Genomic DNA, 17737 nt, shown 5'->3' on the forward strand with positions numbered 1-17737 from the left:
TGGGCGAGGGCAAACGAATTTCCGGGTCGAGTTCAAAACTTTTTTTCCGCCACGATCTCGTCGACCGCCGCGCCGGCCACCAGCGCCAGCACCGCCTCGCCGTAAAGGCCCAGCTTGCGCGCGCCGATACCGCCGATGGCCAGCAGCTCCTCGGCCCGCTGCGGCCGCCGCTCCGCCAGCGCGGTGATGGTGGCATCGGTGAAAACCACGTACGCCGGCACCTGCTGCTGCGCGGCGGCCCGGGCCCGCCAGTCGAGCAGCCGCGCGTACAGCTCCTCGTCGAGATCGGACGGGCAGCCGGCACAGCGGCCGAGTTTGCGCTCGGCCCCGGCCAGCAGGGTCGCACCGCAGACCCGGCAGGAGACGATGCGCGCCGGCCGGCGTGCCGCAGCGGACTTCCCGCCCGCCACCGCGGCGCCACCGGCCCCGGCGCCCGCCCCGGTGCCCGCAGCGCCCGAACGGTCCAGTTGGGGCAGGAAGCGGCAGGGCCGCCGCTGCCGGCCCCCTGGGGAACGCGCCGCGCCGTAGGAGAGCCAGAGCCACTGCCGGGCCCGGGTCACGCCGACGTAGAGCAGGCGCCGCTCCTCCTCGACCTGCTCGGGGGTGCGGGCGTGGATCGTGGGGAGCGTGCCGTCGGCGAGGCCGACCAGGAAGACCGCGTCCCACTCCAGCCCCTTGGCCGAGTGCAGCGACGCGAGGGTCACCCCCTCCACCGCGGGAGCGTGCTGTGCCGCGGCCCGCCGTGCGAGCTCCTCGCAGAAGTCGGCCAGCGTCGGCGCGCGCTGCACCGATGCCGAGTCGCCGATCGGCAGGACGGCCGGCGTGGCGGCGTACTCCTCGGCGAGGGCGACCAGGGCGGCGACCGCCTCCCAGCGTTCCCGGGCCGCGCCGCCCGGCGGCGGCGTCTGTGGACTCCAGCCGGTGGCCGTCAGCGCCTGCACCACCGCCTCGACCAGGGGCATCGCGCCGTCGAGGGAGCGGGTCGCCGCCCGCATCGCCACCACTGCCTGGCGCACCTCGGGACGCTCGAAGAAGCGTTCGGCACCCTGTACGACGTACGGCACCTCCGCGTCGGCGAGCGCCTTCTCGTACGCCTCGGACTGGGCATTGACCCGGAAGAGCACGGCGATCTCCCGCGCCGGTGTGCCGGCGGCGATCAGGCTGCGGCAGCGCGTCGCCACTGCCGCCGCCTCGGCCGGTTCGTCGGTGAAGATCCGCAACTCCGGCTCGGGGCCGGGCGGGCGCTGCCCGACCAGGTCCAGCCGCAGCCGGGCCTCGGCGCCCCGGGCCTGCCGGATCACCGCGTTGGCGAGCCCGACGACCTGCGGAGTGGAGCGGTAGTCGCGTACCAGCCGCACCACCACGGCGTTGCGGTGCCGCTTCGCGAAGTCGATCAGGTAACCGGCGGTGGCTCCGGTGAAGGAATAGATCGTCTGGCTGGCGTCGCCGACCACCGTCAGGTCGTCGCGCCGTCCCATCCAGGCCTCCAGCAGCCGCTGCTGGAGCGGGTTGACGTCCTGGTACTCGTCGACCACGAAGTGCCGGTACTGGTTGCGGATCTCCTCGGCGACGTCCGGGTGCTCCTCGATCCCCCAGACCGCCGCGCGGAGCATGTCCTCGAAGTCGATCACCCCGCCGGAGCGCTTGAGCTGCTCGTACGCGGCGAAGACCTCGGCGACCCGGGCCGGCTCGTGCGGCGTCTCGCGGGCGGCCTTCGCCGCGGCCACGGTGTACTCCCCCGGCTCGACGAGCGAGGACTTCGCCCACTCGATCTCCCCGGCCAGGTCCCGCGCCGCGGCCCGGTCGGTACGCAGGCCGGTGCGGGCGGCAGCGGCGGTGACCAGGCGGATCTTGCTCTCCAGCAGTTCGGGCATCGACCGGCCGTGCAGCAGCCGGGGGGCGAAGTAGCGCACCTGGCGCAGCGCGGCGGCGTGGAAGGTGCGGGCCTGCACTCCGGTCGCGCCCAGGGCGGTGAGCCGGGCCCGCATCTCGGCGGCGGCGCGGGCGGTGAAGGTGACGGCGAGCACCTGCCGGGGAACGACCTGACCGATGAGAACCCGGTGGGCGATGCGGGAGGTGATGGCGCGGGTCTTGCCGGTGCCGGCGCCGGCGAGGATGCAGACCGGGCCGGCGGGCGCGGTCACGGCCGCGGACTGCTCCGGGTCCAGCCCGGCCAGTACGCGTTGCACCGCTGCGTCGACCGCCACAGCACGCAATCATGTCAGTTCGGGCCGGCGGCGCAGCGGCTAGCCTGGCCGAAGATCCACTGAAACCGAACCGACTACCGAAGGGCAGCGATCATGCTGACGATGTACTCCACCCCCTGGTGCGGCTACTGCCACCGGCTCAAGTCGCAGTTCGACCGGGAGGGCATCGCCTACGAGGTGATCGACATCGAGCAGGACCCGGCCTCGGCCGAGTACGTGATGAGCGTCAACGGCGGCAACCAGACCGTGCCCACCATCAAGTTCCCGGACGGCTCGGCCATGACCAACCCGTCGATCACGCAGGTCAAGAAGCACCTGGCCGAGATCGGCGGCTGACCCGCGCGGCGCGGATTGCGCCGAGACACGCGCCCGCCGGGGCATCCTCCGGCGGGCGGAAAGTCCATACTGAGCGTCGAGGGCGAACTTCATACGGTTACCGGCCGTTCGCACCATTGGCCGGTCGACGTGCAAAGGGGACTGGCGTGCCTGCCGTTAGCCCGATCCTTCGTCGCCGGCGACTCGGCGCGGAGTTGCGCGCACTGCGTGAGGCGGCCGGCCTCACCGGCGATCAGGTCATCGAACGGGTGGGGTGGGCCTCGGCGTCGAAGCTCTCCCGGCTGGAGAACGGCCGCAGCCGTCCGGACCCGGGCGACGTCGCCGATCTGCTCGACCTGTACCGGGCCGGCCCGGCGCAGCGGGCGCATCTGATGCACATCGCGGCGCAGGCCGGCGACATCCGGGTCTGGCTGCGGTCGTACCCGGTGATGACGGCGCGCCAGCGCGGCTACGCCGAGCTGGAGGCCGGTTGCGCCGAGATCCGGGAGTACAGCCCGACTCTGGTGCCGGGGCTGTTGCAGACCCCGGAGTACGCGCGCGTGCGCATCCTCTCCACCGCCGCGCTCGGCGCCGATCACGGCGAGCCGGAGAACGGCGGCGACCTGGCGGACCCGGACACAGAGGTGGCGGCGCGCCTGTCCCGGCAGGTGCTGCTCGCCGACGAGGCCGTGGCGCCCCGGTACACGGCGGTGCTGGAGGAGTCCGCGCTGGGGTTGCGGGCCGGGCCGCCGGAGATGATGGACGAGCAGCTGGCCCGCCTCTGCGAGCTGGCCCGGCTGCCGCATGTGACGCTGCTGATCCTGCCCCGCGACGCCCGGATCGCCGACTGGTATCTGCCGCCGACGGCGTTCTCGCTCTACCGCTTCGCCGACCCACGGGATCCGGAGATGCTGGCGATCGAGAGCGACTTCAAGAACTTCTTAATTAGCAACAAATCAGGCATCGACCAATATAAGATGGTTTTTGAGTGGCTGAGCGCCGCGGCGCTCTCCGCGACGGACTCGCTCGCCTGGCTCTCCCTCGCGGCGGCCCGGGCGGGCGACGCACCGGTGCCGGCGATGACGCCGACCCAGCGCAGCCGCAGCACCGCAGCCCTGACCGATCGACGACCCACAGGCCACCGCGACCGGTCCTGATACGGCAGCCACTCGGCCGCATCACTTCACGACCAGGAGCGACAGCCATGGAAACAACCAGGACCGCTACGTCCTACCCCGCCTGCCCCGCACACCTGGCGCATGCCGCGTGGCGCACCAGCACTCGCAGCCAGATGTCCAACTGCGTGCAGGTCGCTCCGCTCGGGCCAGGACAGACGACCGTCGCCCTGCGCGACAGCAAGGACCGCGACGGCGCGGTCCTGCTCTTCGGCCGGGCCGACTGGCAGGAGTTCATCGCCGCAGCGAAGCGCGGCCGGTACGACCTGAACTGACCGATGTCGGACAGTAACCGCCGGGGCGCCCACACGGGCGGCCCGGCGGTTGCCGTATGCGCTCATTCACGCAGGCCAGCGAAGGCGAATGATTAATGCATTCGCCGATTTCACTTGCCAGTGCGACTTCACTGCGTAACATGTCGATAAGTGATGTGGAAGTTCCACGACGGCATCCGCCGTCGCGTGGCCGCAGTCCACTCGGAGACACAATGCGGTTTCTGATCGTCCGAACCGAGATCCGCAGCGCAGCCGACACCGACCTGGCCGCTGTCTGGGCCCGAGGCGGCCGACTGCGGGACGAGCAGTCAAGCCCCGAACCACGCCGGCAGATCCTGCACGCCGACGACCGGGACGCCGCACTCTGCGTGGCCCGGGCGCTCGCCGCGGTCGGCGCCGTCCGATCCGGCCGCCAGCGCGTCAAGGTGCTTCCCATCGGCGACCCCGCCCATCCCACCGGGTTGGGCTTCGCCGACCCGACCGGCCTGCCGCACGGCTGACCGGCGCGACATCCGCCACGCCGCCGGCCATCACAGACACCCGGCCCGGCGAGGACGGAGGAGAACCTGGCCCGCGGCGCCGCGGCAACGGCAGCCGCGGGCCAGCCCCATCCCTGTCGACTCTCCACGGCGCCGACGGTCGCCGACCGGCACGATCCGCGGTCAGTACGTCTGCGAGCGTCGCGCCACCGCGAAGAACTGCGTGTCCTAGCCGGCCAGCCAGCGCCGGATCAGGAAGTGCGCGATCGACAACGGCGGCGGGAGCATCAGATCCCGGCCGTCCTCCAGCGGCACCCGCCGGCCGGCGAGCACGTCACCGATCTCCCGGCGCGAGAACCAGCGGGCATCGGCGATCTCGGTGGGATCGACCCGCACCGGTGCCGCCGGATCGGCGCCGGCGAAGTAGCCCAGCATCAGCGAACCGGGGAACGGCCAGGACTGGCTGCCGACGTACCGCACGTCGGTGACCGGCACGCCGGTCTCCTCGGCGACCTCCCGCGCCACCGCGGCCTCGGCCGACTCCCCCGGCTCGACGTACCCGGCCAGACAGGAGTACCGGCGCAGACCCGGCTGCTGCGGCCAGGCGACGTTGTTGCCGAGCAGGCAGCGTCCCCGCTCCCCCGGCAGCCCGTCCTGCACCATCACGATCATCGCCGGGTCGGTGCGCGGCCACATCCGGTGGCCCGTGTCGTCGACCCGGCACCAGCCGGCCTCCGTCGCCACCGTCGGGCGGCCCGTCAGCGGCGAGTAGCGATGCCGGGCGTGCCAGTTGACCAGCGCCACCGCTGTGGTCAGCAGCCCGGCGTCCCGCTCGGGAAGCAGATGCCCCACCTCGCGCAGCCCCGCCGCACGGGCCCCCGGCACCGACGGCAACGCGCCCTCGACGGCGAAAACCGGCGTGCCGTCGGACTCGACCCCGAGGAAGAGCCGCCGCTCCTCGGCCCCCGCCGGCACCCGCGCCGCCGGCAGCAGCACCAGCTCCGGATCCCCCGCGTCGCGCACCAGTGCCTGTCCGTCGTCGACCGGGGCGACCACCAGCACCCGGGCCCGCTGCCACGCCCGGCGCAACCACTGCCCATCGGTCCGCCGGTGCGCGGCCCGGTCCAGCGAACCGCGCGCCAGCGGCGGCACGAGCGGATCGCTCACGGGGCCGCCGAGAGCATGACCGGGGTGAGCGCGGCGAGCTGCGGCTCGACCACCGAAGCGTCGCCGAGCACCACCGTCGCGGCCCGCGCCGGCGCCAGATACCGTGTCGCCGCCTGCGCGACCTGCTCCGCGGTCGCCGTCGCCAGCCGGTGCGCGTGCTCGGCGAGGAACGCCAACCGCAGCCCACTTCCGGCGTACGCGCTGGTCAGCGCGGCCAGCCCGGCCTGGGTGGACATGCCGAGCTGCAAGGTGCCCAGGGCGTACTGGCGCGCCTGCTCCAGCTCCTCGGGCTCCGGCGGCAGGCTCGCCAGCCGGCCCAGCTCGTACCAGGTCTCCAGCAGCGCCGCACCCGTCACCTCGGTCGACACATCGGTGGCGAGCAGCAGCGTCGACCCGGCGACGGAGTGCTCGACCAGCGAGTGCGGGCTGTAGGTGTAGCCCTTGTCCTCGCGGATGTTCTCCACCCAGCGGGACGAGAAGTAACCGCCGAAGACCAGGTTCGCCAGCTGCAGCGCGGCGTGGTCCGGATGGGTACGCCCCACCGCGGGCAGCGCGATGCGCACCGATGACTGCACCGAACCGGGCCGGTCCAGCAGCAACAGCGGCCCGGGAGCAAACTGCGGCACCGGCGGCAGCTGCGGCGGGCGCCCCGGACCGCTCCAGCTCCCCAGCGCCCGCTCGGCGACGTCGAGCGCCCGCTGCGGCTCCACGTCGCCGACCAGCACCAGCACCGCGCCGGCCGGATGCACCCGCTCGGCGTGCACCGCCCGCAGCTGCGCGGGTTCGACGTCGCGCACCTCGGCGATCTCCGGGGTCTGCACCGCGTACGGGTGGGTGCCGTAGATCCGCTTGAGCAGTGCCGCCCGGACCAGGTGCGCGGGCTGGCTCAGCGCCACCTCGATGCGGTCGACCAGCCGGTCCCGCTCGGTGCCGACCTCGTCATCGGGGAAGGCGGCGCCGGTGAGGACCTCGCCGAGGATCTCCAGGATCCGGTCCAGCCCGGTGACCAGTCCGGTCCCGGAGATCATCAGCCGGTCCGGGTCGAGCCCGGCGGAGAGCCCGCCGCCGACCTTCTGCAGCTCCGCGGCGATCTGCACCGTCGACATCGTCGTGGTGCCCGACAGCAGCGTCTGCGACATCACCGCCGCCGCGGCCAACGGCGTCTGACCGAACGGGATCCAGAGCCGCAGCTCGATCAGGGGCACGCTCGGCCGCCGTACGGCGATCACGGTCAGCCCGTTGGCGAGGGTCCGCTCGGCCTCCTGCGGCACGGTGAGCTCACGGTTGGGTCCCAGCGCGGGGAGCGCGCGGGGCGCGGCGGCAGCGACGGTCACTTGGCACCTCCGGGTACGACCTCGATCGACGCCCGGCCCTGCGGACGCAGTGTCGCGGCGGCGGCCCGCACCTGTTCCTCGGTGACCTCGCCGATCAGATGGGGCAACTCGTTGAGCAGGCCCGGGTTGCCGCGCTGCTGCTCCAGCACCGCCATCTGCAGCGCCCGGCCGAGCACCGCGTCGGTGTCGCGCAGCAGGTGGGTGGCCATCCGCGCCTGGGTCCGGGCGAGTTCGCCCGCGCCGAGCCCGTCGGCGGCGAGCCGCTCCAGCTCCTCGTCGACGCTGCGCAGCACCTTGCCGACGTCCCCTCCCGGCGGCAGGTGCGCCTGCAGCAGCAGGGCCGTGGGGTCGCGCACGTCGAACGGGTCGCCCATGAACCCGAGGTAGCCGCCGATGCCGGTGACCGTGCGGTCGCGCTGCACGAGGCGCTCGACCAGCCGCGAGGCGTCACCGTCGGTGAGGACCTCGGCGAGCACGACGTACGGCAGGTAGGCGGCGAAGTCGTTGATCGGGTCCGGCACCCGCCAGCCGCTCGCCACCGCCGGCAGCGGGGCCAGCGCGTCGGTGTACTGCTCACGCCGTTCCTGCGTCAACGGCGGCTCGGCGAAGCTGGGCCGCTCCGGTGCCGGCCGGGCCGGCACGTCACCGAAGTGCCGTTCGATGAGCCGGGCCGTCTCGGCGGTGTCGATGTCCCCGCTGACCGCCAGGACGGCGTTGCCGCAGGCGTAGTAGCGGTGGAAGAAGTCGGCGGCGTCGTCGACGGTGGCGCTCTCCAGGTCGACGAAGGAGCCGTACCCGTCGTGGGCGTTGGCGAAGGTGTCGAACATGACCGGCGGCAGCCTCAGCCACGGGAAGCCGCCGTACGGCCGGTTGAGCACGTTGACCCGGATCTCCTCCTTGACCACGTCGACCTGGTTGCGCAGGTTCTCCTCGGTCAGCCGAGGACCGCGCATCCGGTCGGCCTCCAGGAAGAGCGCCCGTTCCAGGGCGTTGCTGGGCAGCGTCTCGAAGTAGTCGGTGTAGTCCAGGTGGGTCGAGCCGTTGAAGGTGCCGCCGGCGCCCTGGACGTGGCGGAAGTGCGCCAGCTTCTCCAGGTTCTGCGAGCCCTGGAACATCAGGTGCTCGAAGAGATGGGCGAAACCGGTACGCCCCTCCGGCTCGGAGCGGATGCCCACGTCGTAGACGACCGCCACCCCGATGACCGGGGCGCTGCGATCCGGGGTGAGAACCACCCGCAGGCCGTTGTCGAGGGTGAACCGCTCGACCGGATAGTGCGTTGCTGGGATGTCGGGTCTCTCGGCCACGCACCGACCCTACCCGCGCGTGGTCTCCCCGCGGTCGCGCCCATGGCCGGTTCACCCCCGCGGAGAGAGCCGGGGCGCGGCCGAAACCGGTGCCGGCTGTTCAGGAGCCGGCGAGCTTCAACTTGGGGTGCGGCGGCGATGGCGGTCCCGGGTGGTGCAGCTCCACCACCCGGCCCCGGGAGTCGCCGGTGTCCGCGTGCGGCAACCAGGGCGCGAACGCCACGAACGCGGCGAGCAGCAGGCCCACCCCGGCCAGCAGGAGGATCATCAGGTACTCCCGTGCCGCCGTGCCGGCCCCCGCCACCGCATCCGCCCCTTCGACCTCGTTGTCCACCAGCAAATGTCCAGCCTCGCCGATCCGGCCGGATGGCACCCTCACCGATCAGGTTCGAAGTGCCGGACCTAAGGACGATCCTGTGCGGCGGCCGGCGAGGCGGACAGAGCCCGGATACTCAGAACCGGAGCCCGTGGTGCAACGGAGTCAGGCGGCGCGGGGCGCCGTGGTGCACGAACGAGTGGAGCCTGTGGCGAAACCGGGTCAGGCGGCGCGGCTCGCGGGGCGACGCGGGCGACGCGACCGGCCGGCGCCGGCGCGCGCGGGGCGCTGCGCCACGGCGGGCGCGGGCGCGGTGATGGTCACCGGGACTCCGGACGGCGCGCGGGCGCCGGTGACCCGGGCCAGCTCGGCGTCGCCGGCGCGTACGTTCGCCGACTCCGGGCGGATACCGGCCGCGGCCATCAGCCGGGCCATGTCGCGCCGCTGCTCGGGAAGGACCAGCGTGACAACGGTGCCGGACTCGCCGGCCCGCGCGGTCCGGCCGCCACGGTGCAGGTAGTCCTTGGCCTCCGTCGGCGGGTCCACATTGACCACCAGGTCGAGACCGTCGACGTGGATGCCGCGGGCCGCCACGTCGGTGGCGACCAGGGCGTCGATCTGGCCGGTGCGGAACTGCTCCAGGATGCGGGTGCGCTGCGGCTGGGACTTGCCACCGTGCAGGGCCGCTGCCCGTACGCCACTGGCGAGCAGCTGGCGGGCCAGGCGGTCCGCGCGGTGCTTGGTACCCATGAACATGATCGTCCGACCCTCGCGGGCGGCGATGTGTGCCAGGGCGCTGTTCTTGTCGCCGGCATCCACGTGCAGCACGTGGTGGGTCATCGCGGTGACCGTGGCGGTGCCCGGGTCGACCGAGTGCGACACCGGGTTGGTGAGGAAGCGGCGGACCAGCCGGTCGACGCCACCGTCGAGAGTGGCCGAGAAGAGCATCCGCTGCCCCTTCGGCGCGACCTGCTCCAGCAGCTTGGTGACCTGCGGCAGGAAGCCCATGTCGGCCATCTGGTCGGCCTCGTCGAGGACCGTGATGGTGACCTGGTCCAGCCGGCAGTCGCCGCGGTTGATCAGGTCGTGCAGCCGGCCGGGGGTCGCCACGACCACCTCGGCGCCGGCGCGCAGCGCGTCGGCCTGGCGCTGCAGCGAGAGGCCGCCGACGACCGTGGCGCAGCGCAGTCCGACGGCGCGGGCGTACGGGGCCAGCGCGGTGGTCACCTGCTGGGCGAGTTCCCGGGTCGGGACCAGCACCAGGGCCAGCGGACGGCCGGGACGCGACTGACGACCGGCGGTGCGGGACAGCAGCGGGAGCCCGAAGGCGAGGGTCTTGCCCGATCCGGTCCGGCCGCGGCCGAGGACGTCACGTCCGGCCAGCGAGTCGGGCAGCGTGGCTACCTGGATCGGAAACGGGCTGATGATGCCCTGTGCGGTCAGTTCGGCCAGCAGGGCCGGAGCGAGCGGGACATCAGAAAAAGATACGGCGGTACTGCTCATCCGGGGACCTTCCCTCGAAGCGGCACGTGTCGAGGAAGGGCGCCGCACCGGCGAGAGCCGCCGAGATAGCGCTTGTCACCGGCAATCAGCCGGTGGTCGCAAGCACGAACCTGTGAATGTGCGCGGTACCGGCCCGCGTCCACGAGGGACGCGGGCCGGTCGCGCCACCACACCGGTCGGGTGTGGCGAACTGCCAGTCACCGCATCAGGGGATGCGGCAGGGTGCCGGCAAGCTTCAGACCGGGCGGATGTTCTCCGCCTGCGGGCCCTTCTGGCCCTGGGTCACCTCGAACTCGACCCGCTGGTTCTCGTCCAGGCTCCGGTAGCCGGAGGTCTGGATCGCCGAGAAGTGGGCGAAGACGTCGGCGCCGCCGCCGTCGGGGGTGATGAAGCCGAAGCCCTTGTCAGCGTTGAACCACTTGACGGTGCCAATAGCCATTTGTTTCGTCTCCTTGACGGAACGATCGAACCCGCAGGTGTTGCGGGCCGAAGAGGATCGCCCAGGCCAGATCGGCCTGGACAGTCTGTCGCTTCTGGTCGCCCCGCCCGAAGAATCCGGGCACAACAAAGCGCGCCTGGGTTCGAACTCACCAGGCGCTTACAGAGCATCTGAGAGCCAGCTTCTCCGCGCGCAAGTGCCCGGGGAGAAGGAAGAGTCTCTGGGAACCAAAACTGCAACGGCATCAGCCTAGCACGAGAAAGGGGGTCGTGGGTGAGTCGGCGGCCACTGTCTCGCACTCACCCCCGGTCCGAGTGCTCCGGAAGGCCCGCCACCAGCGCCGCGAGCCCTTCGGCGTCGAGAAGATCGGCCGGCCGTACGGTCACCGAGTCCCGGACGTAGTGGAACGCCGCCCGCACCCGCTCCACCGGCACCCCGGCCAGCTCCGCCCAGGCCAGCCGGTACGCCGCCAACTGCACCGCGGCCGCCTCGGCAGCCGCACCGGCGGGCTGTCGCCCGGTCTTCCAGTCGACCACGTCGAAGCGGCCACCGGGTGCGGTGAAGACAGCATCCATCCGGCCCCGGACAACGACGCCCCCGACCACGGTCGCGAAGGGGACCTCCACCTCCACCGGCGTCCGATCGGCCCACTCGCCGGCCAGGAAGCGCTCCTGCAGCAACGCCAGCTCCTCGTCCGGCGCGGCGTCGGCGTCGGCGGCGCCGGGCAGCTCGTCCAGGTCGAGCAGCCGGTCGGCGCCGAAGCGCTGCTCCAGCCAGGTGTGGAAGGCGGTGCCCCGCCGGGCGTACGGGTCGGGTGGGGCCGGCACCGGCCGCCGCAGTGTCCGGGCCAGCGCCTGCGGATCCCGGCGCAGCGACACCAGCTGCGACACCGTCAGGTGCTCGGGCAACGCGACCTGCGCCGGACCGCTGTGGTCGGCGCGGCGCGCCCGCTCGGCGAGGAGCAGATCCGCCTCGCGTCGCCAGCGCAGCACCACGGCGTCCGGCGGCGGCTCGGCCACCTGGGCCGGCACGGCCGGCACCCCGGCCTCCCCTGCGCCAGCCGGCTTCGCCGGACCTTCCTCGTCTGCCGTCCCCTCCTCGTCCGCAGGCTTCGCCGGCCCGGCGGCGGTCTCGCCGTCGCCGATGAGGAAGCTGCGCACCATCGCCGCGGCCTCGGCCATCACCGGCCGGCGGCTGCCGAGCGGGTCGGCCGGCCACTGCGCCCGAAGCACCTGCGCGGCCGTCGGATTCGCGCTCTCCGGGGACGGCTCCGGCGCCCAGGCGTCCACCAGGAAACCGTCCCCGCCGGCCGCGCAACCCGCCCGGATCTCCTCCAGGAAGACCGACGGCCCACGCGGGCGCTTCGTGCCGTCGCCCCACCAGTAACCGGAGCAGAGCAGCAGCCGCCGGGGCCGGGTCACCGCCACGTACGCCAGGCGCCGCTCCTCCCGCTCGTCGTGCTCGCGCCAGCGGTCGGTGAAGGCGCCGAACGCCTCGGCCACGCCCCGCTGGTCGGCGGTGTCGGCGAGCTCCAGCAGCGGCAGCCCGTCGGCGTCGCCCCGCATCGGGAAGGGCAGCACACCGAGACCGCCGAGGTAGTGGTCGGAATTGCGCACCGGCCCCGGCCAGACCGCCCGGGTCAGCCCGGCGGCGGCCACGACCTCCCACTCCAGCCCTTTGGCGGCGTGGGCGGTGAGGATCTGCACCGCCCCCTCGACGACCTCCACCTCGCCGGGGGCGAGTCCGCGCTCCTCGTCCTCGGCCGCGGCCAGGAACGCCAGGAACCCGGAGAGGGTGGCCTGCGGGGACTCGCCGGCGAAGCGCGCGGCGACGTCACCGAAGGCGTCCAGGTGCCCCCGGGCCAGCCCGGCGTCACCGCCACCCGCGGCCCAGCCGGCCCGGACCGCCACCTCCACGTCCAGCCCGATGGTGCGTTCGACGTCGGCGATGAGGTCCGGCAGCGACTGCTCCATCCGGTAGCGCAGCAGCGCCAGCTCCCGCCCGTACGCCCGCAGCCGGGCGTACCCCTCGGCGGAGTACGCCTGCGCGGGGCCGAGATCGGCCAGCGCCTCCACCAGGGTCGCCTCGTCCAGTACGTCGGTGACGATCTCCTCGTCGGTCTCCCCGCCGCGGATCAGCTCCTTGCGCGCGTTGGCGATCACCCGGGCCCGGCGGTGCAGGGCAACCAGGTCGCGGGGACCGATGCGCCACCGGGCGCCGGTGAGCAGGCGCAGCAGCGCCGCCCCGTCGGTGGGATCGGCGAGCACCCGCAGCGTGCAGATCACGTCGCGCACCTCGGGGGTGTCGAGCAGCCCACCGAGTCCGACCACCTCGACCGGCAGGCCCCGGCGGCGCAGCGCCGCCTCGATCGGCGGGATCTGGCTGCGGACCCGGACCAGCACCGCCGTGGTGGGGCGCTTCGTGACCGGGATCTGCTCCGGCAGAGCGTCCGGCATCCGGGCGTTGCCCCGCCAGGCGGCGAGCACACTGTCGGCGATCCACTCGGCCTCGTCGGCGTAGCTGGGCAGCAGCGCGCAGTGCACTGTGCCACCGGCTGCTCCGTGCGGGGTGCGGGTGGGGATCGGCTCGTCGACGCTGAACGCGGGACGCAGCCGGGGCACCCGCGCCCCGGCCGCCCGCAGCGGCTCGGCGAGGTGGTTGGCGACCGTCAGGATCTCCGGCCGGTTGCGCCAGCTCGTTGTCAGCGACAGGGTCCGGGCCGGCCGGCCCGCCCGGTTGGTGAACTCCGCCGGGAACCGGTCCAGGGTGCCGGCGCTGGCGCCGCGCCAGCCGTAGATGGACTGGCAGGGGTCGCCGACCGCGGTCACCGGGTGGCCGCCGCCGAAGAGGGAGTTGAGGAGCACCACCTGGGCGTGGCTGGTGTCCTGGTACTCGTCCAGCAGGACCACCCGGTAGCGCTCCCGCTCGATCGCGCCGACCTCGGGATGGTCGCGGGCGACCTGCGCGGCCCGGGCCAGCTGATCGCCGAAGTCCATCGCCTCGAAGAGCTCCTTGCGCTGCTCGTACGCGCGCACCAGCGGCAGCAGCCGCAGCCGCGCCTGAGCCAGCGTCAGCGCCTTGCGCACGTCGGCGTAGACCCGTCCGGGGCGGGCCTGCACCTCGGCGAAGAAACGCCCGGTCCAGGCGGCCAGATCCCCGGGGGTACGCAGGTGCTCGGCGAGTTCGGCGGAGAGCGCCAGCACCGCGTCGGTGATGGTGCCAGGCATCCTGTCCACCCCGGACATGTCGCCGTCGTAGGCGCGGACCAGGGTGTCGACCAGCTGCCAGCGGGCCGCCTCGGTGAGCAGCCGGGTGGCGGGTTCGTGGCCGCCGCGGATGCCGTGTTCGGTGACGATCCGCGCCGCGTACGAGTGGTAGGTGGCGACTGTCGGCTCGCCGGCGAGCAGCTCGGCGACCGGGTCGCGCTGCTGCCGTCCCAGCCGGCGTACGAGCTGGTCAAGCCGGGTGCGGATCCGGGTGCCGAGCTCGCCGGCGGCCTTGCGGGTGAAGGTGAGGCCGAGGATCTGCTCGGGTGCGACGTGGCCGTTGGCGACCAGCCAGACCACCCGGGCCGCCATCGTCTCGGTCTTGCCGGAGCCCGCGCCGGCGACCACCAGCAGCGGCTCCACCGGCGCGGCGATGATCTCCGCCTGCTCCCGGGTGGGCGCGTGCAGCCGCAGCAGCTTCGCCAGCTGGACCGGCGTGTACGACCCGCCGGCGCCGGGGCTGCGCTGCGCCGGGGCCGGGCCGGCGCTGGTGTCGGTGCTCATGCGGGCTCCGGTCCGGGTGGCGGCTCGACGACCTGACGGCCCTGGCCGGAGATCGGGCAGCTGCTGCGTACCGGGCAGACCCGGCACTTGGAGTTGGCGACCGCGGCGAAGGTGGAGGCGGCCATCGTTTCGGCGGTGCGCCGCACCATCGCCTGCGCCCAGCCGGCGTCGGCGGCGATCGCCTCCTGGGCCTGCTCCCGGGCCTCGGCGCCGGTGCCGAGCTGCACCAGCGTGGCCCCGCCCGGCTCCGCCCCGAACTCGTCGAAGGCGCCTTCGGCGACGGCGACCTGGTACGCCCCGAGCTGCGGATGCTCGGCCAGCTCCGTCCCGGCGACGGCGGTGGTCTTGCCGGTCTTGAGGTCCACCACCACCAGCCGGCCCTGATCGTCGATCTCCAGCCGGTCGACCCGGCCGGTGAGGTCGATCGGGTGGACCGGGTCGTCGAGGCGGACGGCGAACTCCTGCTCGATGGCGAGCAGCCGGCGCGGGTTGGTCGCCAGCCAGCGCAGCAGCTTGTCCACCATCGCCTCGGCCCGGGAGAGCTCCGGCCCGGCCATCCAGCGGGCCGCCAGGTCGATCACGTCGAAGCGGGCGGTGACGTACTCCAGCAGCTTGGCCCGGTCGGCGTGGGCGTCCTCGGCGAGCATCGCCGCGGCGTGCACCAGGTTGCCGACGCCCTGGGCGGCGCTGGCCGGACCGCTGCCGCCGTGGCGTTCCAGCAGCCAGCGCAGGCTGCACCGCAGTGCGCTCTCCATGCTGGACGGAGTGACCTTGACCGGTTCGCCCTCGTCGACCAGGGGGCGGTCGTCGGAGAGCCCGCGCAGCCCCCACCACTGGTCGGGGTGGGCACCCCGGACGCCGGCGGCGGTGAGGCGGGCCAGCTCGGCGGCCGCGGCACGGCGGTGGTGGTAGGGGGCGGCGGCGTCGGTGGCGGCGGTGCGAAGTTCGGCCACGAGCGAGGCGAGGGTGAGCGCCCGGGGCGGGCGGATCAGCGGCAGCGCCGAGGGCTCGGCCTCCTCGTCCGCGTCGTCCGCCTCCCCCGCCGGCCGCGTGGCCGCCTCGGCCGCCGGGCCGGCCGGTTTCGCGCCCGCCTCGACCGCCGGCTGCGCGCCCGGTTCGGCCTCGACGGGCACCGCGCCGAGCTCGTACAGGAAGCGGCTCGGCTGTTCGTCGTGGTCGATGCCGCCACCGGCGGCGGAGGCGACCGCGCTGACAACGAGCCGCCGGCGGGCGCGGGTGATCGCGACGTAGAAGAGCCGCCGCTCCTCGTCGAGCAGGGCCGAGGTCTGCCCGACCAGGGTGGCGACCTTGCCGGCGCCCGCGGCCCGGCCGGCGAGGATGTCGACCAGCCGTTCGGAGCCGAGCACGCTGCCGCGCAGCCGCAGGTCCGGCCAGACCCCCTCCTGTACGCCGACCACGGCGACCAGGTCCCACTCGAGCCCCTTGGCCGCGTGGGCGGTGAGCAGCCGGACGGCGTCCCCCCGGTCGGCGGTCGCGGCGAGCGTGTCGGCCGGCAGTTCCTGCCCGAGCACGTGGTCGAGGAAGACCTCGGTCCGCGCACCGGGCAGCCGGTCGACGAAGCGCGCGGCGGCGTCGAAGAGGACCAGCACCGCGTCCAGGTCCCGGTCGGCGGCGGCGGTACGCCAGCGGGCGGCGCTGTCGTCCTCACCGGAGACTGTCCCGGCCTGCCAGATCGCCGCCGACCAGCGCTCGGCGAGCCCGCTGGCCGACCAGGCGGCCCAGAGCACGTCCTCGACGGTGGCGCCGGGACGGGCCGCGGTCTCGCCTACCACGGCGAGCAACCGCGCCACCGTCTGCGCCGGTTCGGCCCAGCGCCGGTCGATCGCCGCCAGCGCGTCCGGGTCGCGTAACGCCGCCACCAGCAGGTCACCGGAGGGACTGCGGTCACCGCGGGCGAGCGCCAGCGCCCGCAGTCCCTGCCGCAGCCGCCGCTCGGCGAGCGGATCGGCGCCACCGAGCGGGGAGTGCAGCAGCGCGACGGCGGTCTCCTCGTCGAGCCGGTGCGGCTCCAGTCCGCAGCGCAGCAACAGCAGCAGCGGCGCGACCGCAGGCTGCAGGTGCAGGGGCAGGTCCTCGCCGTGCACGACGGTCGGCACCCCGGCGGCGTGCAGGGCGCGCTGCAGGGTCGGCAGGGTCCGGGCACTGGAGCGCATCACCACCGCCATCCGCGACCAGGGCACGCCGTCGAGCAGGTGCGCCGCCCGCAGTGTGTGCGCCAGGTGGGCGGCTTCGCTGGTCGCCGACCGGAAGGTCGCCACCTCCACCCGGCCCGGCTCGGCCTGCGGCGCGGCGACCAGCTCGGAACGGGTGCGCGGACCCCGCAGCCGGCGGGCGACCCGGCCGGTGGCGGCGAGCAGCTCCGGGCCGTGCCGGTGGCAGGTGCGCAGCACGGTGGTCCGCGCCGGCGCGCCGGAGGCGGTGCGAAACCGCGCCGGGAAGGCGCTCACACCGCTGGGGTCGGCGCCGCGGAAGGCGTACGTCGAGGAGTCGGGGTCGCCGAAGGCGATGAGGTTCTTGCCACCGCCGGCGATCAGCTCCAGCAGGTCGAGCTGGGCCGGGTCGGTCTCGGCGAGTTCGTCGACGTAGACGTAGGCGAGCCGGCGGCGCTCGGCGGCGAGCAGGTCGGGGTCGTCGCGGAGCATGCCGGCGGCGGCGCGGACAAGTTCGGCGTTGTCGTAGGCGATCGAGCCGCGGTTGGTGACGTCACGCAGGGCGAGCACGGCGACGTACTCACGCAGGAAGCGGGCGGCGGCGGGCCAGTCGGCGCGGCCGAGCTGCTCACCGAGGCGGGCCAGCTCGACCGGTCCGACGCCGCGTTCGGCGGCGCGCTGGAGCAGGTCGCGCAGCTGGGCGGCGAAGGCGCGGGTCCGCAGCGCCGGTCGCAGCTCCTCCGGCCAGCCGACCGGGTCCGGCTCCTCGGCCTCGGGCTCCTCCCCGACCACCTCCAGCAGCTCCCGGATGATGAGGTCCTGCTCCGGGCCGGTGAGCAGCCGGGGCGAGGGCTCACCGCGCTCGGCGGCGATGCGGCGCAGCAGCCCGAAGGCGTACGCCGGGAAGGTGCGTACCAGCGGTTCGTGGACCACGCGGTGCCCGGCGCCGGCGATCCGCGCCTCGATGCGGTGGCGCAGCGTGCTGGCGGCACGGCGGCCGAAGGTGAGCACCAGGATGTGCTCCGGGTCGGTGCCCTCGGTGACCCGGGCCGCGACCGCCTCGACCAGGGTGCTGGTCTTGCCGGTGCCGGGGCCGCCGAGCACCAGCGCCGGGCCGGCGGTGTGCGCGATCACCTGCTGCTGGGCAGGGTCGGTGAGGCGCGCCGGCGCGGCCGCAGCCGGCCGGCGGACCAGCCGGTACGCCTGCATGCCGTCCATCTCATCACGCCGGGGTGACGGCCACCGCCCGCGCCCCGGCATGCTGCCACGCGTTCGCGCCCCG

The 17737-nt window shown here is 74.0% G+C and carries 13 protein-coding genes; 4 read left to right on the top strand and 9 right to left on the bottom strand.

From position 1 onward, the window contains the following. Nucleotides 1–32: 32 nt before the first annotated feature. Nucleotides 33–2207: an ATP-dependent DNA helicase UvrD2 gene (locus ACK8GG_RS17880; RefSeq protein WP_440352611.1), complete on the bottom strand. Its 2175-nt coding sequence runs from the start codon at nucleotides 2205–2207 to the stop codon at nucleotides 33–35. 93 nt (nucleotides 2208–2300) lie between these two features. Between ACK8GG_RS17880 and ACK8GG_RS17885 the strand changes: the two genes are divergently transcribed. From ACK8GG_RS17885 to ACK8GG_RS17900, 4 genes are all read left to right on the top strand, one after another. After that, complete coding sequence (locus tag ACK8GG_RS17885) at nucleotides 2301–2543, top strand: mycoredoxin (protein ID WP_440349659.1); 243 nt, start codon at nucleotides 2301–2303, stop codon at nucleotides 2541–2543. Between the two features lie 146 nt (nucleotides 2544–2689). Then, the gene (locus tag ACK8GG_RS17890) at nucleotides 2690–3679 is read left to right on the top strand and encodes a helix-turn-helix domain-containing protein (protein ID WP_440349660.1); all 990 of its coding nucleotides are present in this window, start codon (nucleotides 2690–2692) and stop codon (nucleotides 3677–3679) included. Between the two features lie 47 nt (nucleotides 3680–3726). Continuing rightward, complete coding sequence (locus ACK8GG_RS17895) at nucleotides 3727–3972, top strand: DUF397 domain-containing protein (protein ID WP_440349661.1); 246 nt, start codon at nucleotides 3727–3729, stop codon at nucleotides 3970–3972. Nucleotides 3973–4184: 212 nt separating this feature from the next. After that, complete coding sequence (locus tag ACK8GG_RS17900; RefSeq protein WP_440356842.1) at nucleotides 4185–4472, top strand: hypothetical protein; 288 nt, start codon at nucleotides 4185–4187, stop codon at nucleotides 4470–4472. Nucleotides 4473–4679: 207 nt separating this feature from the next. Here ACK8GG_RS17900 and nudC read toward each other — a convergent pair whose 3' ends face one another. From nudC to ACK8GG_RS17940, 8 genes are all read right to left on the bottom strand, one after another. Continuing rightward, nucleotides 4680–5618, bottom strand: coding sequence for an NAD(+) diphosphatase (gene nudC, locus ACK8GG_RS17905; RefSeq protein ID WP_440356843.1), 939 nt, complete (start codon nucleotides 5616–5618; stop codon nucleotides 4680–4682). Next, complete coding sequence (locus ACK8GG_RS17910) at nucleotides 5615–6952, bottom strand: M16 family metallopeptidase (RefSeq protein ID WP_440356844.1); 1338 nt, start codon at nucleotides 6950–6952, stop codon at nucleotides 5615–5617. The genes nudC and ACK8GG_RS17910 overlap by 4 nt, the downstream gene beginning before the upstream one ends. Beyond that, nucleotides 6949–8256 (bottom strand): M16 family metallopeptidase, encoded by a 1308-nt coding sequence (locus ACK8GG_RS17915; RefSeq protein WP_440352609.1) that lies wholly within the window; start codon nucleotides 8254–8256, stop codon nucleotides 6949–6951. The genes ACK8GG_RS17910 and ACK8GG_RS17915 overlap by 4 nt, the downstream gene beginning before the upstream one ends. A gap of 100 nt (nucleotides 8257–8356) precedes the next feature. After that, nucleotides 8357–8590, bottom strand: a complete 234-nt coding sequence (locus ACK8GG_RS17920; protein ID WP_440356845.1) for a hypothetical protein — start codon at nucleotides 8588–8590, stop codon at nucleotides 8357–8359. 204 nt (nucleotides 8591–8794) lie between these two features. Continuing rightward, complete coding sequence (locus tag ACK8GG_RS17925; protein WP_440349667.1) at nucleotides 8795–10075, bottom strand: DEAD/DEAH box helicase; 1281 nt, start codon at nucleotides 10073–10075, stop codon at nucleotides 8795–8797. A gap of 235 nt (nucleotides 10076–10310) precedes the next feature. After that, nucleotides 10311–10514, bottom strand: coding sequence for a cold-shock protein (locus ACK8GG_RS17930; RefSeq protein WP_440349668.1), 204 nt, complete (start codon nucleotides 10512–10514; stop codon nucleotides 10311–10313). Nucleotides 10515–10813: 299 nt separating this feature from the next. Then, entirely contained in the window at nucleotides 10814–14284 is a 3471-nt protein-coding gene (locus tag ACK8GG_RS17935) for an ATP-dependent helicase (RefSeq protein WP_440352607.1), read from the bottom strand. After that, the gene (locus ACK8GG_RS17940; RefSeq protein ID WP_440356887.1) at nucleotides 14281–17664 is read right to left on the bottom strand and encodes an ATP-dependent helicase; all 3384 of its coding nucleotides are present in this window, start codon (nucleotides 17662–17664) and stop codon (nucleotides 14281–14283) included. The genes ACK8GG_RS17935 and ACK8GG_RS17940 overlap by 4 nt, the downstream gene beginning before the upstream one ends. Nucleotides 17665–17737: the final 73 nt, after the last annotated feature.

This window comes from Melissospora conviva (assembly GCF_049523535.1).
Classification (GTDB): domain Bacteria; phylum Actinomycetota; class Actinomycetes; order Mycobacteriales; family Micromonosporaceae; genus Melissospora; species Melissospora conviva.